This window comes from Erwinia sp. 2186, from assembly GCF_057812255.1.
Map to the genome: position 1 here is coordinate 2,044,047 of NZ_CM173824.1, position 23,113 is coordinate 2,067,159.

The window sequence follows — 23,113 nt, forward strand, 5'->3', positions numbered from 1 at the left end:
CGGTAGACATTAAGTACGAAAAAAAGCCGGCTACAACGGAGTGAGTCACCGGCAAGATGCTGCAGGATAGCGTTTTTTTTATAGAAAAATGGTCCTTATGTGCCCTACGTTATTCCGGCTGGTGCCGGGCTGTTGGGCACGTTACAGCACAGCATGCCACGAGGGCATGCTGTGAATGAATCCTGGATTAAGAGGTATAGGGCTCTGACAGCGCCTGTCCTTCAACGCCGGCATAAGTAATGATCACCTCGGCCGGTTCGTCAGTGGTATAACCGCGATGTACATCATCAATAGATTCGTTAAACGCTTCACCCGCGGTAAATTTTCGACTTTCGCCCGTCTCTTTATCTTCAATCGTTAGCGACCCAGAAATAATATAGGCAACATTAGGCATCGGGTGAGTGTGCCAGGGCAAAGTGGTATTTGCGTCAAAGTGCATTTTCATTACGGTTAAATGCGGTTTGCCTTCCGGATATTTTTCGTACGCTTTACCGTTCCATGCGCTACCACTACTTACCAGCTCTTCCGATTTTACACCGTCGGATTCAAACTCAGAGGTTTGGTCAGTTTGTTCTTTAGAATGAGTAGACATAAATCGCTCCCTGGTTGTGATGAACGTGATGACATATTACAAAAAATCTGTTTCCCGGCATGCAGTCCGAACGCTTCAAAATAATGAATTGTTCATGCCTCAAATGCTATCTCTGTCATTCTTAAAGAAGCGGGCTTGGGAGTCGCGTGATTTGACATTCCTTTCTCTCAAACACTCTTCGCTTTAAATGGAAGTGATGGCTGATATTCGTCCGCGACAAGCGACCTCACGTTCAGTGACCCTCAGCGGATAACCGGCAGATCCCGGAAGCGGGTGGTGTAGCTGGGCGACAGCATCTCACGCTTCATCGACCAGTCGCGCTGGATCCCCTGACCGGCGAACCAGACGCGGCTGCCGCTCTGTTTATTGAGCGTATCCAGCACGGCCATTAACGCCTCGCTGTTGGCTTTGGGCTGAAAATCATCAAACAGATTCAGCTGTGCCACGCCCTGATTGAAGAAGTCGCCGAGCATGATGCCGCCTTTCATATAGCGATGGCCCGGTCGCCAGATTTTGTCCAGGCACTGAATGGCGGCGTTAATAATATCGCGGCTATCTTGGGTCGGCGTCAGCAGCTTAACGCTGGCGGCATTGGTGTAATAAGGATGTTTGGGATCGTGCGGGCTGGTACGGATAAAGGTGCCGATTTCCCGACAGTACTGGCGCTCGTGGCGCAGTTTTTCCGCGCCCCGGACGGCATAGCTACAGATGGCTTCATGCATCTCCTGATATTCGGTAATGCGGTGGCCGAACGAGCGTGAGCAGAGGATATGCTGCTTGGTCGGCACCTCTTCCAGCTCCAGGCAGGCTTCCCCGCGTAACTCCCGCACCGTGCGCTCCAGTACCACGCCAAAATGCTTGCGGATCAACGCCACCGGCGTATCGGCCAGCTGCAGCGCGGTTTCAATCCCCAATCCTTCCAGCTTTTTCGACAGGCGTCGGCCCACGCCCCAGACTTCTTCTACCGGCAGCAGCCCCATCAGCTTACGCTGGCGGGCAGGCGAGGAGAGATCGAGAACGTGCCCGGTTTGGGTCCATTTTTTGGCGGCAAAATTCGCCAGCTTGGCGAGGGTTTTAGTCTGCGCAATCCCCACGCCGACTCTCAGGTGGGTATCCTGCCAGATTTTATCGCGCACCTGGCGACCAAAGGTATCCAGCGGCAGACAGTTGCTGATGCCGCTGACATCGAGAAACGCCTCATCAATTGAGTAAATTTCAATCGCCGGCGCCAGCTCTTCCAGCGTGCTCATCACCCGATGGGACATGTCGGCATACAGCGCATAGTTTGACGAGAACACCGCCACGTTATGCCGCTGAATTTCGTCGCGCATCTTAAAGTAGGGCGCCCCCATCTTGATCTGCAGCCGCTTGGCCTCGGCGTTGCGCGCAATCACGCAGCCATCGTTATTGGAGAGTACCACCACCGGGCGGCCTGCGAGGTCAGGGCGGAACACCGTCTCACAAGAGGCATAAAAGCTGTTGACGTCTACCAGGGCAAACATAGCGATTTGCCTGGTGGGTGAGTGATGAGCGACATAAAAGGGGACTCCAAATATACTGGGTTTATGTACAGTATATTTGAATGTCTGGAACGATCAAGAAGGTTTCCAGAAGACTTTACTCCACCTTCATGACGTCGGGGGATAGGCTAATCATCGGATCACAGGATCTGCTTAACGGATGCTACGCTAAAGACCCGTGTTCAGGACAAGAGGAATGAGATGATCTGGCTGATTGTGAAGTATGCGATAACCGCTGGGATGATAGTGCTTATCTCCGAGGCGGCAAAACGAAGCGACCGGTTGGGCGGTCTGTTGGCGGCATTGCCACTGGTGACCGTTTTGGTGCTGATATGGATGAAGCTTGAGGGGCAAACCCAAGAGAAAATAGCGAATCATGCATGGTACACATTTTGGTATGTCGTACCAACACTGCCCATGTTTCTTTGCTTTCCCTTCATTTTTCAGCGGTGGGGATTCTGGGTCGCGCTGCTGGCCTCCTGCCTTATGACCGTGCTGCTTTTTTGGGGGTATGCGCTGTTACTTCGCCGTTTTGGTATTGAGCTGATGTGAACCCCGTGTGGGGTGTTCCTGTTATTTATGTGTGATTTTACCTGCTATCGCCTCTGGCAGGCTGCTGCGCTGACGGAACCATGCTGCAAAGAAGCCGGTGATAATGCATAACTCGGCGATATCTCCGCCATAATACATCCACAGTGCGGCCGCCTGAATTTCCTCAGGAGATGCTGAGGTCCCAAGAGGGTAGCCGTATCCGTACATTAATTTTCCAAGAACACCATGAGCCGCTGTGGCCAGGAAAATGACTATCAGCCTTACGGACCTCGGCGGGCGATGGGGAGCAGGATCGGGCCCTGCGACAGACCAGGTAAAAAGATACCCGGAGAGAACAAAATGCAGATGGATAAAAACAAACAGGAAAGGGCTGGTCATCGTCAGCCCAAAAAGCGGGGTGAGATAAAGAAGATACATACCGCCAATATCCAGGAAAGCAGCGGTTATCGGGTGTATTAAAAAACGTATCGGGCGCGTGCGAAGAATATTCATAATGACGCGTGTCATTTTCGCGGGAGCACAGCGCATCAAAAGCGATCCGGGCGCACCAAAAACCAGGCCCAGAGGACCAAACATTCCCAGAAAAAGATGCTGTATCATGTGACCGCGTAAATCGTGATGAGCCCAGTCAGCCACAGGCGGCGATACGGAGACCACGATTAACACTATGCCGGTCGTGAAACTGGCTATACGCCACGAGCTCCAGCGGGCGGTGCCACGTAGTCTGACGGCGGCCAGAAGATAAAGACAGAGCAGTACGGCAGGCATGATGACCAAAAGAACGAACAACATCGGGGAGTGTGGCACACCTGTGTGATGCATTGCTGGCTCCACGGGTTACGTTCCCGTCTGCAGTTCAGCCGTGCGCGCCCGGCGATAGATAATGAAACCCGCCAGCAATAAAAGCAGACCAGCCGCGTTCCAGATAAGGTCGTAGAGGAGAACATTGTCCACGTAACGGATCTGATGAATCCTGAGCAGCTTGTGATCCACAATCCCGTCAAAAAGCTGAAACGCTCCCATACCCAAAAAGAAGCCTGCCCATGCTGCTGTCCGGTTAAGCTTTCTGCTGCTACGCAGATCGGCAAACATAAAAAAGCCGAGGACAAACAAAATCAGTTCAGCTGAATGCAATAACCCATCTGAAAACAGGCCAAAAGCGGGTGTTTCCCAGTCAAAAAAGTGATGCCAGGCCAGAATCTGATGAAATATCACTTCGTCTATCGCTGCCATCATACCAACGCCAAGCGGAAGCGTGGCCGTCAATGAACGTTTAAGATCGGATTGAATTGCTGGGGTCAACGTTGGCACTACTCACTCCTGAATAAAGAAAATTTTACTTAAGAAGCGTAGCTGAAAATGAGGCGTTCCCGATGGCTCTCCGGCAAAGACCGCTTTCCGACCCTGCATCTGCCCTTTACCCTCCGGTACCGTGCAAAAAAATCATATTTATCAGGGTGGTTTCAGCCTCAATGTAACCATTGAATAAATCAGCTGGTTTTTTTAATGGTTTTTTTAGTGAAAATTGAAGAGTGTTCAATTTAATTTGATTCAACCCTTATGTTGTGAGCTCCCCCTGCCGATAGATGTTTACTACGTTAACTGCCCTGAGATTATTGATGAGAATTGCAACGCGTCTGACGGCAGGCTTTGGCCTGATTATTTTTCTTTTTATTATTTGCACGAGTATCGCGATTAGCGCTCTCTGGCATGCCCGGGATGGTATGAACGAGACGGTTAACGTAAAGATGAAGCGTTTTGAGCTGGCGCTCGATATGCGCGGAAGTGTGCGTGATATGGCGATAGCCGTACGCAACCTGGCTTTAATAACTGACCAGCAGCAGATGCAGCCGGAGTGGCAGCGCCTTGTTAAACAGCGTCAAGCCTATATACAAACGCGTAAGATTCTGGAAAAAAACATGTCTTCCAATGTCTCTGAACGGGGTAAGGCTGCTCTGGAGCGAACACTGTCAGCGGAGGGCGATGCACTTTCAACCCTGATGACGGCAGGAAAAATGGGGCTGGAAAACCAAAAGAGCCAGGCCACGACATACTTACTGATAACGGCACGCCCGGCTCAGAAGGCACTCCTTGATGCGCTCGATGAACTGACCGACAGTCAGATGCAGCTAAGCCGCAACATTGTGGCTGAAAACAGCGTCAACTCTTCACGTGCTGCATCTCTTCTGATAGTACTTACCGTCCTGTCAGTGCTTCTCGCGGCGTCTGTCTGTTATCTGACCGTTCGCTTACTTATGCGCCAGTTGGGTGGTGAACCTGCACAGGCACAGGCCCTGGCTTCCGCCATCGCCAGTGGCGACCTCACTTATCCGGTCGCATTACGACGCAACGACAGGGGGAGCTTGCTGGCCTCGCTTGCCACCATGCAGACCAGCCTGCGAAGTCTGGTATCAGACATCAGGGATTCTTCAATATCCGTCGCCATGGCTGCTGATGAAATATCACAGGGAAATACCGAGCTGTCCTCGCGTACCGAGCAGCAGGCTGCGGCTCTGCAGGAAACTGCCGCCAGCATTGAACAGCTCACCGCCACTGTGAAAAGCAATGCCGCGGGTGCCCAGCAGACGGCTGATACGGCCCGGAGAACTGCGACACTTGCCCATAGTGGCGAAGGGGACGTGCAGCGCATGTCGAAGACGATGAACGACATATCCCTTAGTGCTACTAAGGTTCGCGATATAACTGGCGTCATTGAGAGTATCGCGTTTCAGACCAATATTCTGGCGCTGAACGCTGCCGTTGAGGCTGCCCGTGCCGGTGAAGAGGGGCGGGGTTTTGCCGTTGTGGCGGGCGAGGTAAGAACGCTGGCGCAGCGTAGCGCAAACGCGGCGCGGGACATCAAATCGCTGATTGAACAGGCTGTAAACCAGGTGGAAAACGGCGTGACAGTGGCGACAGGTACCGGGAAGAACATCCTGCAAATTGTGGGTATGGTGGGCGACCTGGCGGACGTTATGGACAACATCTCACTCTCCTCCGCTGAACAGATGCAAGGTATCTCCCAGGTCAGCGTCGCGATTAGCCAGATGGACGGGGTGACACAGAGCAACGCGGCCCTGGTGGAGGAATCATCCACGGCATCGCAATCGCTGGCCGCGCAGGCACACGCGTTGCGTGGCATGGTGGAAACCTTTCGTGTATGAGGCCCTCCACTGCTATGGCATCGTCCGTCTCTGAAGACATTATCTCGCGTATCAGTGCGCTAAAAGTTGACGTGAATTTTCTTATGGGGCAGCTCAGTGAAGGGGAGTATCTGAGCGTGGACACGTTTGCAAACAACTGGGTGCACCTTATACGCATGTATGCCGGTATTCAGGAACACATGAACGACCCTGAACTGATGAATTTCCTGGTGCACACCGACGTGTTGCTGACGGCAGACCTGATGGCAGTGGGGCGCATAATCGGGGTGATAAATAATTTTTTGCACTTTGCAGCAAATAAGAGTGAGTAGCACATTACTGCCGGGCGGAATGGTAAACTCACGTTCCTTCGCCTTCACTTTTATCCGAACGCAGGCTCGTGCTCAGATGAATAAAATTGACATCAATTAGAGTTGATTAAATAATTCCTGGGCTTATGAATAGGCGAGGGCACAGGCTCTCGTCTTGTTCACTTTTTTGACAGACGTCCCTGAGGGCCCTGGGTAAGGCGTCGATTACTTCTGGCGTTTTCACCCCGGCTGCAATTTTCATCAAAAAGCGCCCAGTTCGCCACTAAATTTGGATTCTAAATGTGCACTGATGATAAAGATAAAATAGATGAGGCGGGTGATTTTTCCTCCACTGCTGATGCGCCCGCAAAAGTTGAGCAATTTCTCTGCTTTGCGCTTTATTCCGCCTCTCTTGCGATGACCAAACTCTATAAGTCACGGCTCACGCCGCTCGGGCTTACTTACCCGCAATACCTGGTTTTACTGGCACTTTGGGAAAAAGATAACGTCACCGTTTCTGAGATTGGCGCACGCGTCTGCCTGGATTCCGGTACGCTCAGTCAGCTTCTGAAAAGGCTTGAGGTTTCCGGGTTTATCACCAGACAACGCGACCTCGGCGGCGATGAACGCAGGGTACTTATTTTGCTCACAGAGCAGGGTCAGAGGCTCAGAGAGAAAGCGGCCGGCGTACCTGCAGATATGATATCGGCAATGGATACGCCGTATGAGGAGTTATCTGAACTGGCCTCAATGGTTACCGTACTGCGACAGAAGCTTATCGATGCCTCTCACTGACAGAGGCGCCACTGTCAGACACAATGTACGTTGAGTGCCGTTATTTCCTCAGAATAAATATGAACGCTACGCAACTCTCACCCTCTCTAACTCAAAGGTGTTGCCAAAAATTCCGGTCGCTGTTCGGCCAGCAATGTAAATCTGGTTACTTCCGGATACAACGTACGGCTGATGGTATCCGGCAGCATCAATTCTGTAAAACGCCAGGCTACTGCGATACTGATACCGGCCACTGATAGCATGTCAGGATGACTTTCCCGCAGCCCGTTCTCCAGCGTCTGCCAGGCACCATGAAGTTGTTGAGTTACCCGATTCAACCAGGGTTGATGCTGTTTTTCTACCGGTCTGAGACGCTGTTCGTACACAATCTGCACCGCTTTTTCACAGGCTGCCAGGGCGAATCCAGTAAGATGCAGATCCCTCAGGTCTTCCGCTCTGGACGCTGATGTGGGTGCAGGCGAATGACCGAAATATTTCTCAAGGTAATTAATGATTAATGTTGAGTCGATCAGCACCTGATTATCATCTGTGATAAGCGTTGGTACTTTAACGGTTGGATTAATTTTTGTTAAGGCATCAAAATCGCTGAATACCGAAAGCGGCTGTTGTTCGAATTGAATACCCAATATTTTCATGTAGATAGCAACCCGTCTGACATAGGGTGAATCCAGCATTCCGATTAGGATCATAGCGCTACCTCATATTATGTTGGTTAACAAATTCAATTAACTGTGCGGCGACAGGCAAAGGGGCATCTTCCATTAAAAAGTGTCCGGCCTGTTCATAAATATGCAGCATGGATGAGGCGATGTCGCGCTGCAAACACCTTCCATACTCAACGGGCTGCCATTCATCTTCGGCGCCCCATAAAATCTGCACAGGCAGCTGGAGTTGCGGCAATTTTTCTGCAAAGTCACTGGTGTAACAGGCATTGTAATGCGCAACCTGATGTTGATAAAACGAGGGCTGGCCCACCACGCCACAAAGGGGCGAGAGATAACTTTCCAGCCGCTGCCCTGTCATAAGATGCTTATTAAAAACAGCCATCTTTAACTGGCGAGACATTGCGCGGTAATGCTCAGTGGCAGGGATCAGTGCATAATCCACATAATTATCCCGCATAGCTTTCCATGTGGGCGAAGGCCAGGAGTTGTAACTTGGAATATCGGCAATCGTAAGCGTCTTCAGCAGGGATGGGTTGTCGAATGCCAGTCTGAGTGAAATTGCCCCGCCGATATCGTGACCAAAAAGATGTGTTTTTTCGAGCTGCCAGTGTTCCAGCAGTTTCAGCAGAAAACCGACTTGTGCGGAAACCGAGGTATCAGCCGTCAACGGACGCTCTGATGCGCCGAACCCAGGCAGGTCATACAGGTGAACGTGAAAACCCGCATCGACAAATGCCGGCACCAGTGACTGCCAGATTACCGAGTGTGCGGGCGTGCCATGAACCAGCACCAGAGGTGTACCTGAACCATGGACCCCGGTCGCAATGCGACAACCTTTTATCAAAACGTCTTCATTCAGTAATGGGTTGTTAGCGGGCATTAGCTTTCTCCATTGAGCTTGTTCCTTTCAGGCTATCCGTTGACTGCATATGACGCCAGTGACATTATTTCCATCTGTAAACCCACTTTTGTCATACAAAAATGAATAAACGACTCTCTGTTGATGCGCTCAGAGTATTCAGAACCGTGGTGCAAACGGGCAATATGAGTAAGGCTGCATTACTCCTTAACCTGAGCCAGTCCGCCGTAAGCTGGAAGCTCAGACGGCTTGAAGATCAACTTCAATGCCAGCTACTTACGCGTATCGCCGGAAAAGCCGTTCCGACAGAAAAGGGCAGCGTTCTGCTACGCCATGCGGAAAAAATACTCACTGAACACGATCATGCCGTGGCGTATTTTTCGCCTTCGGCACTACGTGGCAAGCTGCGAATTGGGGTCACTGAACATATCTCAATGACTGAAGTATGCGGGGTCATTTCAACCTTCACTCACCATCATCCCGAGGTGGATGTACAACTGGTGGTGGAGCAAAGTCATCTCCTGCGTCAGCATTTTTCTGAAGGAAGCCTGGATATCATCTTACATCAGGATTTCACGGGCACGGCATCGCCGGAAGATAGGGTATTGTGGAGTGAAAAATTATACTGGTACGCAACGCCTGCCTGGCTGCATGAATCGGATAAGAGCCTGAAGCTTATTACTTGGGGACCCGATTGCTATTACCGTAACCTGGCTGAGGAGAAACTTCGGCAGGCAAAAATTCCATTTTCTGTGATGCTGGAATGTCCTTCAGTAGCAGGTATGCTTGCGGCGATAACCACCGGTCTGGGGGTGGGAATACTCAATCATTACAGCGTTGAGAAAGCGATTTGTAATGTGTCTGAACTTGAGAAATTGATGCCTCTGCCGTCGGTTGATTGCCTGCTACGCCTGAATAAACACTGCTTCAATCCCGCAAGCGAGGCCTTCTGCGAGATGCTGACCAGGCTGATGCATAAACAGTGATAGTGAATTGGCCGCTATTGTCCTTCCTGATGTGCCTCTACCACGTTTTATGCTTTTCATCCGGCAGGTGACGGCATCAGCCCGGCTGACGAAGCCTGCCCCAGAGTCACATGGGGCGGGCAGCCCGCTTACAGGCGGTTACCGGCCTCGACCAGTCCGTTATAGGATTTTAAAACGCGCATCGGTGAGCCCGATACCATCCAGCCCGAATTGCCGCTTGCTTTCAGCAGACTCTGCTCACCCGTGCTGTAAGGTGTTTTATCGCGAATCCGACGCATGCGATCCTTGCAGTCTTTCAGGAAGGTTCCGGCATTATCCTGGAAGATGGACCAGGTTAATGGCTTGCCCGCTTCGCTGGCCGTTGCCTTTTCTGCCTCAGTCAGCAACGTACTGTAAGCATCAATCGCTTTTGTCATCTGTGCCACGTCGGGAGCGGGGGAGGTAAACAGGGTCGCCAGCGCCTTGGCCTGCGTGACTAATGCCAGGCGGTAGTAGCGACTATGCCGGCCCTCAGACTTCTCAATTTCAACCAGTTGCGCAGCCACGACCTCATTGTTCTCTTTTTCAACTTCGGCACCGAACTGGTCACTGGATTTCATAAAGCGATTAAACGCCTTCATGAGTGGCGGATGCATTTGCTTGCCTTTCGCGAAGCCATCATCCTTGTAATCTTCCTGACTGTAGTAAAGGTGAGCCTGCGAAACCAGCGGCTGCAATGTCGTTAAATCCGCCAGATACTGTGTTGCTGCAGCATCCAGCGCCGGTAACGCCGGTTTCGCCTTCGATGCCTGGTTGATGGCTTTAGTGCAGCTCTCCAGTTCGTAAGGCGTGACCTCGCCCAGTACGTTGACGTTGCGCTCTTTGCCGGTTGGCCCCTTTTCAGCATTCGCCATCCAGCTCACATAGCGCAGGGCACTGTCGCGAACCGATCCATCCGTAGTGTTAAAGCAACCCACATAGGGGTTTAATTTTGTGGTGAGTTGCGCAGCGGTATCCTCCGCAACAGCCTGGGGTTGACTCTGCGGGGCTGGCTTTGCATCTGCTTTGTCACTGTTGTCGCATGCTGTCAGCGGCAGCACAAGGGCAGTCACCAGCATCCCGGGTATCATGGCCCTGCTTGCTCTTTTAAACAAAATCGTTCCTTTATTTATGCGGTTAGAAATACAGGTTGGGAATTGATGTCCGCATCGGCTCCCTTATCAGCTGCGATGAGGGAGCCGATGACAAACGGGTTATGCGCGTTGCGTCGCTTCCGACGATTCTTCTTTCAGTAACGCCCTGACTGTCTGATGACGATGCCAGTAATAGCCGAGGCTGTTTTTAAAGGCTTCAATCTCCTTTTTCAGGCCCGGCAGACGGATCTCACTGCGTTTTTTCCCCTGCGAGTTTCGCTGCACATGTTGCACGTAGAGCTTATCCCGGCCGAAGCTACAAATAACGTTGATGTTTTTAACGTTATCCCACTCCAGCACTTCGCCGGTTTTCGGCGCCACGATGCCCTGCCAGGTGATGACGATCTGCGAGCCATCTTTCAGGGTATAAGGAACATTGGGGAAATGCTTCAGCACCAGCGCGGTTTCCATTTCACCATCAGGCTGATAGCGCCAGGCCAGGCTCTCTTCATGCACTAAGGAGAAGTCGCGTTCATATTTCTGCCACAACTGCTGTTCCATCTCGTCGGCAACCGGCATCAGATCGACCCAGCTCTGTGCCGGGAAATCGGCGGCGATCGCGGCATAGTCAGCTTCGTTGATCTCATACCCTACGTTGCGCATCCTTTCCGCCAGCGGCGGATGTGAATCAAACGGGTGCGGCACATTCTGCTCACGGATGACGCTGATAAAGTCCGGAGAGGCGACATGTTCAGGCAGACCTGCAGCAATAGCGTTACTGATCCCCAGTTCATTTTCGTGCAGCGTTTGGTTATTAAAGAAGTTTCGCTCAACTTCATTCCGGTAGCTGGCATACGCAGACACTTTGATCAGTGATTCGATAATCGCGGCAGGGGAGACCAGCGTTGATGCATTGCGATCCGCGACAAACTCACGTTCACGGCTGTTACGCTGCCACGCCAGCTCAAACAGCATGCGATAAAGATAGAGCGGATAGAAGACGATCAGCGTGGCCAGATTCTGACCCATCAGCTGCATATAGAGATCAAACCGGTGCAGCTTCGGTCCCAGTAATGCGCCGGAGGCGGTGTCGCCTTCATGGAGGTGAGTCAGTTCATGGACCATCACGCCATCAGCCTGCGCAACGGTGAGCTGACGCAGGAGTGGAATACTGACATAGAGCTTACGGCCGGTGAGCGGAGTCCCATTCACGTTCAGCGGGGCTTCGGTCACGTAGAAGTTGGTGTCGATACCCGCAACAATATGATCGGGTGGCGTGGTGCCCACTCTGGCGGCCAGCATATCAATCTGTGACCAGAGTGCCGGGGCCGCTTCGCGGGTCACGACTTCGCCTTCAATACTCTCTTCCGGTGGGAGTTTTTTGAAGATGCCTTTAATCATGTAATACATACCGGCCAGCACCAGCAGTCCTACCGCCATCACCAGTTTTGGATAGTAGGTTTGTGTGAAGAAGGCGGTGCCCCAGAATGAGAGCCATACCAGCATGCCGCCCTGCACCATGACTTCCAGCGAACAGGCCAGCATCAGGAACTTGCGGGCCAGCGCCAGACTGATTACCTGTCCCTGGCGGCTTTTAAAGGCCAGCGCACTGAACAGCAGCACCATCAGCAGGACAACGCCGCTACCGATCAGCGTCCAGAATGCCACTTTATCCATCATGTAGAACTGCCACAGTTCGGATTGCGGTGCGCAAACGGCGTTTTTGTAATCCTGCAGATTTTCATCTACCGGGCCGCAGACACTGGAAGGCGGATTCTGCTGCAGAAACGCCTGGAGTTTGCCCGTATCCTGATGTTGTTCCCGCGCATCGTTCATGAAGATTTGCGTGTATTGCTGATCAAGTTGCGTGTTGCCATATTCAGCAAAAAACAGGGTAATGACGGGGACGAGAAACAGTGTGAATAGCAGCCAGAAAAATACCTTTAGATAACCCTTTTTCAATTCCGTTAATGTATTCAAAATAATAACTTCCTGCATGTCTGTGAAAGGGAGAAGCTGCTGCTATCAGGAAATTCCGAAAAGAATAGCCTGGCCCCGATTAAACGGTGCGGAAGCATTTATGCGAGCTTCACGATATTATAATTATTGCATAGCGATTATAAGCCAGAATGGTGCTGATGCCATACAGGGCGTTAAAACCCTGGCCCAGACCAATATCGAGATATTTTGGATAAGCTATGGCCATTGTCGAAAAAACCCCTGATAGTGCAGAATAAACAACTGCCATAATTAAAATCAGTGTAATATTTCTCTTCCAGAGGCCGAGCACAAACAAATAAATCGGGCCGAAAAAACAGTCGTGTAAAATAAATCCATCAAATCAGTAAGGTGAAAATTGCCCTGGCCGGACATCTCCTGTACTGGATGGCATTTATATTAGCACCAAAGAAAATATCGCCACAATGATAAAAATATGTTAATTTTCAAAAAAATTATTCCTCATTCCTCACACCTTAAAAGGATATAAAGATGATCGCATGGAGCGGAGTGGGTTTTTTCGTCGCAGTATTAATTTCTGCCGCCTATCTCCTGTGTAAATGGCTGTTAGATATTTATTACTACGACGGTTTCTTTGTCGCGCATTTATGGGCGACAGGGGCTACGCTGATAGTTTCTGCCCTTTTCTGTGCGGCCTTTGTCTGGGTGCTCCGGCAGGAAAAATGGCTGGACTCCATTGCACAGGCAACGAAAAGCCAGCCAATGATGGCCCCCGAAAAAACCCATAACTTCTTTTTTATTCCCGTTCTCTACTGGCCGATTATTCTGTTTCTGCTCGGCTCAGGAATCTGTTTCTACGATCTGACCCGATAACCCCCTTACATCACTGATACAGGCCATACTGATGCTGTATCAGCGAAATGGAAATATCATCAATACGCAGGAGTTCATGGTGAAATTAAGAAAATCATTAAATATCGTGGGTGCAATCTGCCTGGCAACTGCCATCGGCGGAACCTCTCTGATGGCATTGGCAGCTGAGACAGCACCCGCCGCAGCCACGCAAACTGAGACGCTTGCTTTGCTGGATGGAAAGCAGACGTTCAAACTGCAGGGCTATGAAAAGCAGCCTGTTCCGGGCGGCGGACCGGGAACAATGTATGTTAACAAGCCGGAAAAACGCGTGTTGATCGTTGGCGAAGAAGATATCCCGGTAATTGCTCGCGGTGGCAGTGACGCTGATTTTCTCAACGGCATGAAGTCAATTAAAGACAAGCAGAAGCAGGCTTCACCTTCTTATAAGGTGATTAGTGAGAAAACTGAAAATGCCAACGGTTTGCCGGTCTACCATATCGAAGCCACTGACAATATGGGGGGTAACGATGTGCAGCAGGCCACTCTGCTGGCGGTCGCTGACAAAAAATTCACCGTCATTCAGGTGGTTTCAAACCACAAAGATAAGGCTGGTCACCTGAAAGCGGTTAACAATATTCTCGGTAAATAAGGCGTGAGTAGATAAGGCTGCATCAGCGCCATCACCCAACCGTCACCGCAGCGACATAAATCCTTCATTCCTTTCCGCTAGCGTACTGCCATTCAGATTCTCGGATTGCGGATGCATGAGCCACCTCTCGCTTCACCATATTTATAAAGCCTGGGGCGAAAAAATCGCCCTGAATGACATCAGTTTTGAGGCGCAACAGGGCAGTTTTGTTGCGCTGCTGGGGCCATCGGGCTGCGGAAAATCGACCTTATTGCGTACCATCGCCGGGCTGGAAACCGCCGATCGCGGCGCCATCCAGTTTAATCATGCCGACATCACCCCTTTGCCACCGTCGCAGCGCAAGCTGTCGATGGTGTTTCAATCCTATGCGCTGTTTCCTCACCTTAACGTGCGGGAAAACCTGCTGTTTGGCTTAAAAGCGCGGGGCGAAGAGAAACAGTCGTTTGCTCAGCGCCTGGCGGATGTCAGTAAGTTAATGGAGCTGGATACGCTGCTGGATCGCCTGCCGTCGCAGCTTTCCGGCGGCCAGCAGCAGCGCGTGGCGTTGGGCAGGGCGGTGATCGCCAACAACACGCTGTGCCTGATGGATGAGCCGCTGTCGAATCTGGATGCCAAGCTGCGGCAAAGCATGCGCCGTGAAATCCGCGCGCTGCAAAAGAAACTCGGCCTGACCATGCTGTACGTGACCCACGATCAAACCGAAGCCATGAGCATGGCCGACAGCATTATTCTGCTTAACGATGGCCATATTGAGCAGCACGGCACGCCGGACGAACTCTATAACCATCCCGCCAGCGTGTTCGCCGCGCAGTTTATTGGCGCGCCGCCGATGAATATCCTGCCGCTGCAACGCAACGGTAGCCATCATTACCTCCTGCCTCTCACGCAGCCGGTGGTCGAATATCCCGAGGCGACGCTCAGTCTGGGATTGCGTGCCGAAGATATCCAGCTGATCCCCGCTGCACAGGCGGCACTGACCGCGCGCGTAGAGAGCGCCGAATATATGGGTGCCGATACCTTACTGGTGTGCAGGCTGGCGGGCCTCGACGTCTCGCTGACGGTCAAAGTCCCCGGTATGCAGCGCTTCGCCGAAGGCAGCGACGTCGGCTTGCAGTGGTCCGCCGCACGGCAATACCTCTTTCACCGCGAAAGCGGTAAGCGCTGCGAACACGCCGAACAACAGATGTTTGCCTCACAAAAAAAATACGCCATTTAACCGTTGTCATTTGCCCAAGGGAAAATCATGTCTGCAATTCGTTACTCACGCCTGTCCTCTGTTGTCTTGCTCGCGATGGCCACCTCAGCGTTCGCTGCCGATCCGGTCAAGCTGCAAATGTATTATCCGATCGCGGTGGGTGGCAAAGTCAGCCACACCGTCGATACGCTGGTGGCGGACTTCGAAAAAACGCACCCGGATGTGAGTATTCAGCCGGTGTATACCGGTGACTATGCGACGACCGTGACCAAAGCGCTGACCGCTTTTCGCGGCGGTAATGCGCCACAGATGGCGGTGATTGGTGATATTGAGGCGTATTCACTGATTGATGCCGGGGCGATTGTCGCGGCCAGCGATCTGGCGCAGGGCGAGGAAGGCAAAAAATGGATCGACGGTTTCTATCCCGCCTTTCTGCGCCACATCGACGGTAAGGTGTGGGGTGTGCCGTTCCAGCGTTCAACCGTGGTGATGTACTGGAACAAACAGGCGTTTGAAAAAGCCGGTTTGAACGCCGATACGCCGCCCGCTAACTGGCAGCAGGTGGTGGAATTCAGTAAGAAACTGACCCTCAAAGATGCCAACGGCGTCAGCCAGTGGGGTATCGAGATCCCGTCCACGCCAAACGGTTACTGGAACTTCCAGGGCCTGTCGGCCACCAACGGCGGACGTCTGGATAACGGCAAGGGCACTGCGGTTCACTTCAATACGCCGGGCAACGTTGAAACGCTGCAATGGCTGACCGATCTGGGGCAGAAAGAACAGGTTTCTCCGAAGGGAGCGATTGCATGGGGCACGACGCCGCAGGACTTTATCAGCGGCAAAACCGCGATGATGGTGACCACCACCGGCAACCTGACCAACGTGCGTGATAATGCGAAGTTCCCGTTTGGCGTGGCGATGCTGCCTGAGAAAACCCAGCGCGGCAGCCCAACCGGCGGCGGCAATCTGTATGTCTTTAAAAACACCTCACCAGAACAGCAAAAAGCCGCAATGGAATTCATCCGCTGGGTAACGTCGCCAGAGCAGGCCGCACGCTGGAGTATCGCCACCGGTTATGTCGCCACCTCAGTAGCGGCGTGGGATACCCAGGTGATGAAGGATTACGTCAAGGCGGTCCCGCAGGCCTTAGTGGCGCGTGAACAGCTGAAGTATGCCCAGCCAGAACTGTCGACTTATAACAGCGTGCAGATTCAGGATGCGCTGAATCACGCGGTGGAAGCGGCGGTGACGCAGGCGAAAACGCCAGCCGACGCGCTGGCCGGCGCGCAGAAGCAAGCCGATCGTCTGCTGAAGTCATACCAATAACGATGAGCATCATTCTCACCGTCGCACCGGTTCACCGTCCCCGGTTATGGACGATGCAGCTGTATGGCTATCTGCTGATCTTGCCAGCACTCAGCTTTTTGCTGCTGTTTACCCATTATCCGGCGGTCGCGACCGTGTGGGAAAGCCTGTTCAGCGCGGCGCGCAACGGTCATCCGGCCCAGTTTGTCGGGCTGGATAACTACCTTGCGCTGCTGGATGACGACATCTTTATCCAGTCGCTGCGCAATAACCTGCTGTATGCGCTGATTACCATTCCGCTGGCGGTCACGCTGGCGCTGCTAATGGCGCTGGCGGTCAACCGGCAGATGCGCGCCACTGCGCTGGTTCGTACCGCCTTCTTTATTCCCTCGCTGCTGCCGATGATCGCCATCGCCAACCTGTGGCTGTTTTTCTACACGCCGCAGCTCGGCTTGCTGAATAAGCTGCTGGCGCTGTTTTCGCTACCGGCGGTTAACTGGCTCGGCGAACCGCAAAGCGCGCTCTACTGTCTGATGGCGGTTTCGGTGTGGCGCGAAGCGGGTTTCTTTATGATTTTTTATCTTGCCGCGCTGCAGCAAATCGATCCGCGACTCGGTGAAGCTGCGGCGATAGAAGGGGCCTCGCGCCGCTACTTCTTCCGTCGGGTACAGTGGCCGCTGCTGATGCCGACCACGCTGTTTGTGCTGATCAATGCCTCGATGAATGCGTTCCGCATTGTGGATCAGGTGATCGCCATGACCAACGGTGGCCCGAATAACAGCAGTAGTTTGCTGCTGTTTTACATCTATCGCACCGCCTTCAGCTTCTGGGATATGCCTGCCGCTGCCGCGATGACGGTGGTGCTGCTGGTGATCCTGGCCGCCATTGCGCTGCTGAAATTCAACCTGCTGGACAAGCGAGCCCATTACCAATGACGCCGACACTCTCATTTGGTCGTTTATGCCTGAATACGGTCATAGTCCTCGCGGCGTTGCTGTGGTTTTTACCGATTCTGGTGGCGTTTTGGGTGGCGATTCATCCGGCGTCGGAACAGGGCAGTTTCTCATTACTCTCTCCGTTGACGCTGCAGAACTTCATGGATGCCTGGCACGCCGCGCCGTTTGCCCGCTACTTCCTCAATACCGGCCTGCTGGTGCTGATGATTGTGGTGGTGCAGCTGGTGCTGGCAACGATGGCGGCTTACGCGCTGGTGCGTTTTCGCCTGAAATTCGCCGGGGTGATCTTTGCGCTGATCCTGCTGCAGTTGATGATCAGTCCGGATGTGCTGATCCTGAATAACTATAAAACCATCGGCGCGCTGGGACTGCGTGACACGCTGACCGGCATCGCGCTGCCGTATTTCTCCTCGGCGTTCGCCATCTTTTTACTGCGACAAACCTTTAAAAGTATTCCGCTGGTGCTGGAAGAGGCGGCAATTGTTGAAGGTGCCAGCCGCTTTTATATTCTGCGGAAGATTTACATCCCGCTGGCGAGGCCGATTTATGTCGCCTTTACGCTGGTGTCGATCAGCTTCCACTGGAACGATTTCCTTTGGCCGCTGGTGATCACCGACTCGGTAAACGTGCGGCCGCTGACCGTCGGCCTGCAGCTGTTTTCCGCGCCAGAGCAGGGTGTGCAATGGGCGCTGGTCAGTGCGGCCACCCTGATGACCACCTTACCGCTGCTGGTGCTGTTCCTGATTTTTCAGCGTCAGTTTATTCAATCGTTTATGCGTGCTGGAATTCGCTAAGGAGTGCTTGTTGTGTCTTATCCGCATTCACTGAACCCGTTACAGCGAGAGCTGTTAGGGGATGTCGCCAGGCTATATGCCTTGCCCAACGTGCGTTCAGCCCCGCTCAACAGCACCTTACGGTTTGGGTTGATTGCCGATCCGCAATATGCCGACATTGACGCCGATATCGCCAAGAATCTGTACTATCGCCATGCGCTCCAAAAGTTGCCGCAGGCGATTGAGGCACTCAACCGGCAGCCGCTGGATTTTGTCGTCACGCTGGGTGATTTGGTCGATCGTGATTGGGAAAGTTTCGCGGCGATCCTGCCGGTTTATGAACGCCTTCACCATCCGCATGCGGTGGTGCTGGGCAATCACGATGCGCAGACCCTTACCCAGCACCTCAACGACGCCGCCGCGCTGCCGAAAAGCTATTACGCCTTTGGGCTGCAAGGCTGGCGTTTTATTGTTTATGACGGCAACGATATCAGCCTCTATTGCAACGCGCTGAACGGCGACGATCGCGCGCAGGCGGAGGCGATGCTCGCCGACCTCAGCGAACGGCAACAGCCGCAGGCCAAACCCTGGAATGGTGCGGTAGGGCAGCAACAGCTCAAATGGATTGAGCAGCAGTTGCAGGAAGCTCAGCGGCAAGGGGAAAACGTGGTGGTATTTGGCCACTATCCGCTGGCTCCGCACAACAGCCATAATTTGCTGAACGGGGGGGAACTGGCCGAGTTATTTGCTGCTTACCGTGTGAAAGGCTGTTTCTCGGGGCACGATCATCGCGGTGGCTATGCCCGTATTGGCGAAACCGGCTTTTACACCCTGAAAGGCATGCTGGATGGCGCCGATACGGTGCCCTTTGCAGTGGTGGAAATCGAAGGGGATACGTTGCGCGTCACCGGTTACGGCGGTGAAACCAGCCATCTGTTTCCTCCGGGCTGATGAGCAAGCAATCAGTTTTTATATCTTACGGCTTCAATAAGCTTCGAAAATGCGGCCGTATGTTGTTTTCGGCTGGGATAATACAGGTAATAGCCGCTAAAAGGTTCGCACCATTCATCCAGCAGACTTTCCAGTCGACCTTCATTAATATGATGCTGAACGGTGTCCTCCGGCACACAGGCAATGCCCATACCCGATAACGCCGCATCAATTCGTGAGGCAAGATTATTGAAAATAAGCTGTCCTTCAACTTTAACCCGGATCTCTTTTCCATCTTTGCTGAACTCCCAGCTATACAGACCGCCCAGCGTTGGAAGCCGCATATTCATGCAGTTGTGATCCTGAAGCTGATAAGGCGTTTCAGGCCGGCCATATTTCGCCAGATAGTCCGGCGAGGCAACCACCGCCATGCGCCAGTTGGGACCTATTCTTACCGCCACCATATCTTTTTCAATCGACTCGCCCAACCTGACGCCTGCATCGAAGCGGCCACTGACAATATCTGTCAGCGTGTTATCGACCGATAATTCAACTTTAACCTCGGGATACGCCTGTAAAAATGGCTTTAACAGCGGCCAGAGTGTCGATGACAGGGCATGTTCGCCTGCGGTGATACGAATATTTCCCGAGACAGAACCGACATTATCGGTGATGTGCAGTAAGGCTTTTTCAATATCCGCAATTAGCGGACCCACGCTTTCGATTAATCTTTCGCCTGCTTCTGTCGCTGCCACGCTACGCGTCGTACGCGTCAGCAATCGGGTTTGCAATCGCTCTTCCAGGCCGCGAATGGAATGACTTAGCGCCGATTGAGAAACGCCTAATTTCGCGGCTGCGCGCGTAAAGCTTTTCTCTTTGGAGACCATCACTAAGTAAATGAGATCGTTGAAATTTTCTTTGAGCATAGTCAGCCTTGTGCAAGCGTGGGTGGGACCCGGTCAGTATCCTCTATTTTGTCGGGTGGTTTTTATGAATTTTACTCATAGGTGCTTTTCGATTATTGACTCTAATCGTCACGCCGCAGGTTTGCTACAGTCATTGCACGCTATACACATTGAATAAGGAACGTCGCATGTTGAAAATTATCCCTAACGGCTCAGTGCCGTCTAACAAAGGCCCGGAGCAGTATTTTACCGGTACGGTTCGCATTGATGCGCCGTTCAGTGGCACCGAATCCGCGCGCGGTGGCGGTGCAACCGTGACCTTTGAACCGGGTGCACGCACTGCCTGGCACACCCATCCACTCGGTCAAACGCTGATCGTTACCCACGGTCAGGGCTGGATCCAGTGTGAAGGGGAAGACACCGTGGTGATGAATCAGGGTGACATCATTTTCATTCCTGAAGGCGTGAAACACTGGCATGGCGCCACGCCAGATAACGCCATGACCCACATTGCGATTGCCGAATCACTGAATGGCAGCCCGGTAGAATGGCTGGAAAAAGTGACCGACGAGCAATACAAAAAATAACGATTTAAGCACAGCGCGCCGGCAGAATATTGCCGGCAGGCAGTTTGAGAAACTTATATGGATGACGCAGCTCAGCGTTTGAAGTCCTTTACCGTAAAGTCGTCCGGCATGACGTTTGTTATTATTCTAAGTGCCTTAATGGCCTTTACCTCGTTATCTACCGATATCTATCTGCCCGCCATGCCGATAATGGCAAATGAACTGCACGGCGACGCTGAACTGACCATTACCGGTTTTTTAATCGGTTTTTGTATTGCTCAGCTGATTTGGGGGCCGTTAAGCGATCATTTTGGCCGTAAAAAACCGCTGTTTGTCGGTCTGGTGCTGTTTATTATTGGCTCAATCGGCTGCGCGCTCTCTACCGACATCACGCAGATTGTTTTCTGGCGCGTGTTCCAGGCACTGGGGGCCTGTACCGGTCCGATGCTGGCTCGCGCCATGATCCGCGACCTGTTCGGTCGTACCCGTGCCGCGCAAATGCTGTCGACGCTGATGGTTATTATGGCTATCGCGCCGATTGCCGGGCCGCTGATCGGCGGGCAGATGATCAGGGTCACCTCGTGGCACAGTATTTTTTGGCTGCTGGCGGTGATTGGCTGCGTCATGCTGATAGTTATTTGCTGGCTGCCTGAAACCTTACCGGAAGATAAAAGGGTCAAAGCCTCTTTACCGGGCGCCTTCAGCAATTATTATCTGCTGCTGAAGAATACCCAATTTATGCGTTTTACCTTATGCGTGACGTTTTATTATGTCGCTGCCTATGCGTTTATTACCGGTTCTCCGTTTGTCTATATCACTTACTTCCACGTCGATCCGCAGCACTATGGCTGGCTATTTGCCGTTAACGTTGTCGGGCTAATGGGGGTAAGTATGCTTAACCGAAAGTGGGTTCACCGCTATCCGTTAGCGTTACTGCTTAAAATTGCGACCGTAATTGCTGCGTTGGCCGCTGTGCTTCTCGCCGTCTGTGCCCGCTTTGAAGTCGGCGGGATCGTGATGGTTATTCTGCCGGTGTTCGTCTTCTTTTCCATGAACGGCATTATCGCCGCCACCTCCACCGCGTCGGCGATGGATGCCGTGCCCAACGTTGCCGGTTCCGCATCAGCCCTGATTGGATCGCTTCAGTATGGCAGCGGCATTATCTCGTCAATCCTGCTGGCCTTACTCAGCGACGGCACGTCCTGGACCATGGGCTGGATAATTGCAACTTTCACCCTGGCGGCGGCGGTCATGGCGCTATCCGTCAAGGCAGATAAATAGTCTGCCCACTCGCTGCGCGCAATGATTAATGCACGCAGCTAATAACCCCTTGCTGATTACGCCCTCTAATCGAATCAATCCCATCAGGTTATGCTGACTCCTGAACGCACTCAAGCAGAGCGGCATGGCGCGTGAGGGAATGGCTTGCCGGCCGCAAACTCGACGTCTAATTACACAGAATGAAACCTGAGGAGAGAGACATGCAAAAACGTTATTTGGGCAACTCAAAACTTGACGTTTCAGCGCTTGGACTGGGCTGTATGGGCCTCAGCTACGGCTATGGTCCGGCGACCGGGTCACGTCAGGCTGTGGAACTCATTCGCGCGGCGGTAGAGCGTGGCGTGACCTTCTTCGACACCGCAGAGGTCTATGGACCCTACCTCAATGAAGAGGTGGTTGGCGAGGCGTTAAAGCCTTATCGCGATCGGGTGGTCATCGCCACTAAATTTGGCTTTACCTTTGGCAACGATAATAAGCAGCAGATCCTCAACAGCCGCCCGGAACATATCCGCGAAGCCGTTGAAGGCTCGCTGCGCCGTCTGAAAACCGACGTCATCGATCTGCTTTATCAGCACCGTGTCGATCCCGACGTGCCGATTGAAGATGTGGCGGGAACGGTCAAGGATTTGATCGCCGAAGGTAAGGTAAAACACTTTGGCCTGTCAGAGGCTGGCGCAAAAACCATCCGTCGTGCGCACGCCGTACAGCCGGTCACCGCGCTGCAAAGCGAATACTCTATGTGGTGGCGTGAGCCGGAGCAGGAAATTCTGCCGCTGCTTGAGGAGCTGGGGATTGGTTTTGTGCCGTTCAGCCCGTTAGGAAAAGGCTTCTTAACCGGCGCGATTAAACCGGGCACCACCTTTGGCGAAGATGATTTCCGCAGCAAAGTGCCGCGTTTTGCTGCCGAAGCGATGGCCGCCAATGAAAAGCTGGTGACGCTGCTGGGCCATCTTGCCGCAGAGAAGGGCGTGTCCTCGGCGCAGATTGCGCTGGCATGGCTGCTGGCACAAAAGCCGTGGATTGTGCCTATTCCGGGGACTACCAAGCTTCATCGCCTGGAGGAGAATCTGGCCGCGGCGGATATTGTTCTGTCGGGTGATGAGATGCATAAGCTGACTCAGGCGCTGGAAACCATCAAAGTGATCGGCGAACGCTATCCCGCCGCATTACAGGCGAGAGTCGGCGGCTAACCTCAACCTTCGGC

25 protein-coding genes are annotated in these 23,113 nt (G+C 52.8%); 15 read left to right on the forward strand and 10 right to left on the reverse strand.

Annotated elements, in window-relative coordinates; all coding sequences use genetic code 11:
• Positions 1 to 187: 187 nt before the first annotated feature.
• Both ACXKZG_RS09365 and umuC read right to left on the reverse strand, forming a co-directional pair.
• A complete protein-coding gene (locus ACXKZG_RS09365) occupies positions 188 to 592 on the reverse strand; it encodes a cupin domain-containing protein (protein WP_455863848.1) in 405 nt (134 codons plus the stop codon).
• A gap of 242 nt (positions 593 to 834) precedes the next feature.
• On the reverse strand, positions 835 to 2,094 hold the full coding sequence (gene umuC / locus ACXKZG_RS09370; protein ID WP_479994781.1) for a translesion error-prone DNA polymerase V subunit UmuC: 1,260 nt from the start codon (positions 2,092 to 2,094) through the stop codon (positions 835 to 837).
• Positions 2,095 to 2,313: 219 nt separating this feature from the next.
• On the opposite strand from umuC, the gene ACXKZG_RS09375 reads away from it, so the two are divergent.
• The gene (locus ACXKZG_RS09375) at positions 2,314 to 2,664 is read left to right on the forward strand and encodes a DUF3147 family protein (protein ID WP_013202602.1); all 351 of its coding nucleotides are present in this window, start codon (positions 2,314 to 2,316) and stop codon (positions 2,662 to 2,664) included.
• Between the two features lie 21 nt (positions 2,665 to 2,685).
• On the opposite strand, the gene ACXKZG_RS09380 is transcribed toward ACXKZG_RS09375, so the two are convergent.
• Both ACXKZG_RS09380 and ACXKZG_RS09385 read right to left on the reverse strand, forming a co-directional pair.
• The gene (locus ACXKZG_RS09380; RefSeq protein ID WP_488876078.1) at positions 2,686 to 3,486 is read right to left on the reverse strand and encodes a cytochrome c oxidase assembly protein; all 801 of its coding nucleotides are present in this window, start codon (positions 3,484 to 3,486) and stop codon (positions 2,686 to 2,688) included.
• A 15-nt stretch (positions 3,487 to 3,501) separates the two neighbouring features.
• The gene (locus ACXKZG_RS09385) at positions 3,502 to 3,975 is read right to left on the reverse strand and encodes a DUF2243 domain-containing protein (RefSeq protein ID WP_013202600.1); all 474 of its coding nucleotides are present in this window, start codon (positions 3,973 to 3,975) and stop codon (positions 3,502 to 3,504) included.
• Positions 3,976 to 4,283: 308 nt separating this feature from the next.
• On the opposite strand from ACXKZG_RS09385, the gene ACXKZG_RS09390 reads away from it, so the two are divergent.
• From ACXKZG_RS09390 to ACXKZG_RS09400, 3 genes are all read left to right on the forward strand, one after another.
• Positions 4,284 to 5,828: a methyl-accepting chemotaxis protein gene (locus ACXKZG_RS09390; RefSeq protein ID WP_488876244.1), complete on the forward strand. Its 1,545-nt coding sequence runs from the start codon at positions 4,284 to 4,286 to the stop codon at positions 5,826 to 5,828.
• 14 nt (positions 5,829 to 5,842) lie between these two features.
• The gene (locus tag ACXKZG_RS09395; RefSeq protein WP_151037171.1) at positions 5,843 to 6,139 is read left to right on the forward strand and encodes a hypothetical protein; all 297 of its coding nucleotides are present in this window, start codon (positions 5,843 to 5,845) and stop codon (positions 6,137 to 6,139) included.
• A 279-nt stretch (positions 6,140 to 6,418) separates the two neighbouring features.
• Positions 6,419 to 6,913, forward strand: coding sequence for a MarR family winged helix-turn-helix transcriptional regulator (locus ACXKZG_RS09400; RefSeq protein WP_488876079.1), 495 nt, complete (start codon positions 6,419 to 6,421; stop codon positions 6,911 to 6,913).
• 86 nt (positions 6,914 to 6,999) lie between these two features.
• Here the strand turns inward: ACXKZG_RS09400 and ACXKZG_RS09405 are convergent, their stop codons facing one another.
• Together ACXKZG_RS09405 and ACXKZG_RS09410 are read right to left on the reverse strand one after the other, a co-directional pair.
• Complete coding sequence (locus ACXKZG_RS09405; RefSeq protein ID WP_488876080.1) at positions 7,000 to 7,602, reverse strand: glutathione S-transferase; 603 nt, start codon at positions 7,600 to 7,602, stop codon at positions 7,000 to 7,002.
• 4 nt (positions 7,603 to 7,606) lie between these two features.
• A complete protein-coding gene (locus tag ACXKZG_RS09410; protein WP_488876081.1) occupies positions 7,607 to 8,458 on the reverse strand; it encodes an alpha/beta fold hydrolase in 852 nt (283 codons plus the stop codon).
• A gap of 101 nt (positions 8,459 to 8,559) precedes the next feature.
• Between ACXKZG_RS09410 and ACXKZG_RS09415 the strand changes: the two genes are divergently transcribed.
• Positions 8,560 to 9,423 (forward strand): LysR family transcriptional regulator, encoded by an 864-nt coding sequence (locus ACXKZG_RS09415; protein WP_488876082.1) that lies wholly within the window; start codon positions 8,560 to 8,562, stop codon positions 9,421 to 9,423.
• A gap of 128 nt (positions 9,424 to 9,551) precedes the next feature.
• On the opposite strand, the gene ACXKZG_RS09420 is transcribed toward ACXKZG_RS09415, so the two are convergent.
• From ACXKZG_RS09420 to ACXKZG_RS09430, 3 genes are all read right to left on the reverse strand, one after another.
• The gene (locus ACXKZG_RS09420; RefSeq protein WP_488876083.1) at positions 9,552 to 10,556 is read right to left on the reverse strand and encodes a YiiG family protein; all 1,005 of its coding nucleotides are present in this window, start codon (positions 10,554 to 10,556) and stop codon (positions 9,552 to 9,554) included.
• Positions 10,557 to 10,655: 99 nt separating this feature from the next.
• Positions 10,656 to 12,533 (reverse strand): M48 family metallopeptidase, encoded by a 1,878-nt coding sequence (locus ACXKZG_RS09425; RefSeq protein WP_488876084.1) that lies wholly within the window; start codon positions 12,531 to 12,533, stop codon positions 10,656 to 10,658.
• Between the two features lie 91 nt (positions 12,534 to 12,624).
• Positions 12,625 to 12,825, reverse strand: coding sequence for a hypothetical protein (locus ACXKZG_RS09430; RefSeq protein ID WP_488876245.1), 201 nt, complete (start codon positions 12,823 to 12,825; stop codon positions 12,625 to 12,627).
• Positions 12,826 to 13,025: 200 nt separating this feature from the next.
• Here ACXKZG_RS09430 and ACXKZG_RS09435 point away from each other — a divergent pair, with 200 nt between their 5' ends.
• From ACXKZG_RS09435 to ACXKZG_RS09465, 7 genes are all read left to right on the forward strand, one after another.
• A complete protein-coding gene (locus tag ACXKZG_RS09435; protein WP_013202596.1) occupies positions 13,026 to 13,367 on the forward strand; it encodes a hypothetical protein in 342 nt (113 codons plus the stop codon).
• A 31-nt stretch (positions 13,368 to 13,398) separates the two neighbouring features.
• Positions 13,399 to 13,998: a hypothetical protein gene (locus ACXKZG_RS09440; protein WP_488876085.1), complete on the forward strand. Its 600-nt coding sequence runs from the start codon at positions 13,399 to 13,401 to the stop codon at positions 13,996 to 13,998.
• A 115-nt stretch (positions 13,999 to 14,113) separates the two neighbouring features.
• A complete protein-coding gene (locus tag ACXKZG_RS09445; RefSeq protein WP_346594344.1) occupies positions 14,114 to 15,214 on the forward strand; it encodes an ABC transporter ATP-binding protein in 1,101 nt (366 codons plus the stop codon).
• Between the two features lie 27 nt (positions 15,215 to 15,241).
• A complete protein-coding gene (locus tag ACXKZG_RS09450; RefSeq protein WP_488876086.1) occupies positions 15,242 to 16,519 on the forward strand; it encodes an ABC transporter substrate-binding protein in 1,278 nt (425 codons plus the stop codon).
• 2 nt (positions 16,520 to 16,521) lie between these two features.
• Positions 16,522 to 17,433: a carbohydrate ABC transporter permease gene (locus ACXKZG_RS09455; protein WP_105759835.1), complete on the forward strand. Its 912-nt coding sequence runs from the start codon at positions 16,522 to 16,524 to the stop codon at positions 17,431 to 17,433.
• On the forward strand, positions 17,430 to 18,248 hold the full coding sequence (locus tag ACXKZG_RS09460) for a carbohydrate ABC transporter permease (protein WP_488876087.1): 819 nt from the start codon (positions 17,430 to 17,432) through the stop codon (positions 18,246 to 18,248). The genes ACXKZG_RS09455 and ACXKZG_RS09460 overlap by 4 nt, the downstream gene beginning before the upstream one ends.
• 12 nt (positions 18,249 to 18,260) lie before the next feature.
• Positions 18,261 to 19,178, forward strand: a complete 918-nt coding sequence (locus tag ACXKZG_RS09465; RefSeq protein WP_488876088.1) for a metallophosphoesterase — start codon at positions 18,261 to 18,263, stop codon at positions 19,176 to 19,178.
• An 11-nt stretch (positions 19,179 to 19,189) separates the two neighbouring features.
• On the opposite strand, the gene ACXKZG_RS09470 is transcribed toward ACXKZG_RS09465, so the two are convergent.
• Positions 19,190 to 20,083: a LysR family transcriptional regulator gene (locus tag ACXKZG_RS09470; protein ID WP_455863833.1), complete on the reverse strand. Its 894-nt coding sequence runs from the start codon at positions 20,081 to 20,083 to the stop codon at positions 19,190 to 19,192.
• Between the two features lie 167 nt (positions 20,084 to 20,250).
• On the opposite strand from ACXKZG_RS09470, the gene ACXKZG_RS09475 reads away from it, so the two are divergent.
• The 3 genes from ACXKZG_RS09475 (at position 20,251) to ACXKZG_RS09485 (ending at position 23,099) form a co-directional block, all read left to right on the forward strand.
• Positions 20,251 to 20,649, forward strand: coding sequence for a (R)-mandelonitrile lyase (locus tag ACXKZG_RS09475; protein WP_488876089.1), 399 nt, complete (start codon positions 20,251 to 20,253; stop codon positions 20,647 to 20,649).
• Between the two features lie 57 nt (positions 20,650 to 20,706).
• On the forward strand, positions 20,707 to 21,909 hold the full coding sequence (locus ACXKZG_RS09480; RefSeq protein WP_488876090.1) for a multidrug effflux MFS transporter: 1,203 nt from the start codon (positions 20,707 to 20,709) through the stop codon (positions 21,907 to 21,909).
• Between the two features lie 200 nt (positions 21,910 to 22,109).
• Positions 22,110 to 23,099, forward strand: a complete 990-nt coding sequence (locus ACXKZG_RS09485; protein ID WP_488876091.1) for an aldo/keto reductase — start codon at positions 22,110 to 22,112, stop codon at positions 23,097 to 23,099.
• Positions 23,100 to 23,113 lie beyond the last annotated feature (14 nt).

What these genes read in the sequence shown, in the direction of transcription:
- ACXKZG_RS09480 (WP_488876090.1), top strand. Translation starts at nt 20,707, where the DNA reads ATGGATGACGCAGCTCAGCGTTTGAAGTCCTTTACCGTAAAGTCGTCC.
- ACXKZG_RS09410 (WP_488876081.1), bottom strand. Translation starts at nt 8,458, where the DNA reads ATGCCCGCTAACAACCCATTACTGAATGAAGACGTTTTGATAAAAGGT.
- ACXKZG_RS09445 (WP_346594344.1), top strand. Translation starts at nt 14,114, where the DNA reads ATGAGCCACCTCTCGCTTCACCATATTTATAAAGCCTGGGGCGAAAAA.
- ACXKZG_RS09375 (WP_013202602.1), top strand. Translation starts at nt 2,314, where the DNA reads ATGATCTGGCTGATTGTGAAGTATGCGATAACCGCTGGGATGATAGTG.
- ACXKZG_RS09365 (WP_455863848.1), bottom strand. Translation starts at nt 592, where the DNA reads ATGTCTACTCATTCTAAAGAACAAACTGACCAAACCTCTGAGTTTGAA.
- ACXKZG_RS09415 (WP_488876082.1), top strand. Translation starts at nt 8,560, where the DNA reads ATGAATAAACGACTCTCTGTTGATGCGCTCAGAGTATTCAGAACCGTG.
- ACXKZG_RS09390 (WP_488876244.1), top strand. Translation starts at nt 4,284, where the DNA reads ATGAGAATTGCAACGCGTCTGACGGCAGGCTTTGGCCTGATTATTTTT.
- ACXKZG_RS09380 (WP_488876078.1), bottom strand. Translation starts at nt 3,486, where the DNA reads ATGCATCACACAGGTGTGCCACACTCCCCGATGTTGTTCGTTCTTTTG.
- ACXKZG_RS09440 (WP_488876085.1), top strand. Translation starts at nt 13,399, where the DNA reads ATGCTGTATCAGCGAAATGGAAATATCATCAATACGCAGGAGTTCATG.
- ACXKZG_RS09460 (WP_488876087.1), top strand. Translation starts at nt 17,430, where the DNA reads ATGACGCCGACACTCTCATTTGGTCGTTTATGCCTGAATACGGTCATA.
- ACXKZG_RS09425 (WP_488876084.1), bottom strand. Translation starts at nt 12,533, where the DNA reads ATGCAGGAAGTTATTATTTTGAATACATTAACGGAATTGAAAAAGGGT.
- ACXKZG_RS09405 (WP_488876080.1), bottom strand. Translation starts at nt 7,602, where the DNA reads ATGATCCTAATCGGAATGCTGGATTCACCCTATGTCAGACGGGTTGCT.
- ACXKZG_RS09455 (WP_105759835.1), top strand. Translation starts at nt 16,522, where the DNA reads ATGAGCATCATTCTCACCGTCGCACCGGTTCACCGTCCCCGGTTATGG.
- ACXKZG_RS09395 (WP_151037171.1), top strand. Translation starts at nt 5,843, where the DNA reads ATGGCATCGTCCGTCTCTGAAGACATTATCTCGCGTATCAGTGCGCTA.
- ACXKZG_RS09400 (WP_488876079.1), top strand. Translation starts at nt 6,419, where the DNA reads ATGTGCACTGATGATAAAGATAAAATAGATGAGGCGGGTGATTTTTCC.
- ACXKZG_RS09435 (WP_013202596.1), top strand. Translation starts at nt 13,026, where the DNA reads ATGATCGCATGGAGCGGAGTGGGTTTTTTCGTCGCAGTATTAATTTCT.
- ACXKZG_RS09470 (WP_455863833.1), bottom strand. Translation starts at nt 20,083, where the DNA reads ATGCTCAAAGAAAATTTCAACGATCTCATTTACTTAGTGATGGTCTCC.
- ACXKZG_RS09475 (WP_488876089.1), top strand. Translation starts at nt 20,251, where the DNA reads ATGTTGAAAATTATCCCTAACGGCTCAGTGCCGTCTAACAAAGGCCCG.
- ACXKZG_RS09450 (WP_488876086.1), top strand. Translation starts at nt 15,242, where the DNA reads ATGTCTGCAATTCGTTACTCACGCCTGTCCTCTGTTGTCTTGCTCGCG.
- umuC (WP_479994781.1), bottom strand. Translation starts at nt 2,094, where the DNA reads ATGTTTGCCCTGGTAGACGTCAACAGCTTTTATGCCTCTTGTGAGACG.
- ACXKZG_RS09485 (WP_488876091.1), top strand. Translation starts at nt 22,110, where the DNA reads ATGCAAAAACGTTATTTGGGCAACTCAAAACTTGACGTTTCAGCGCTT.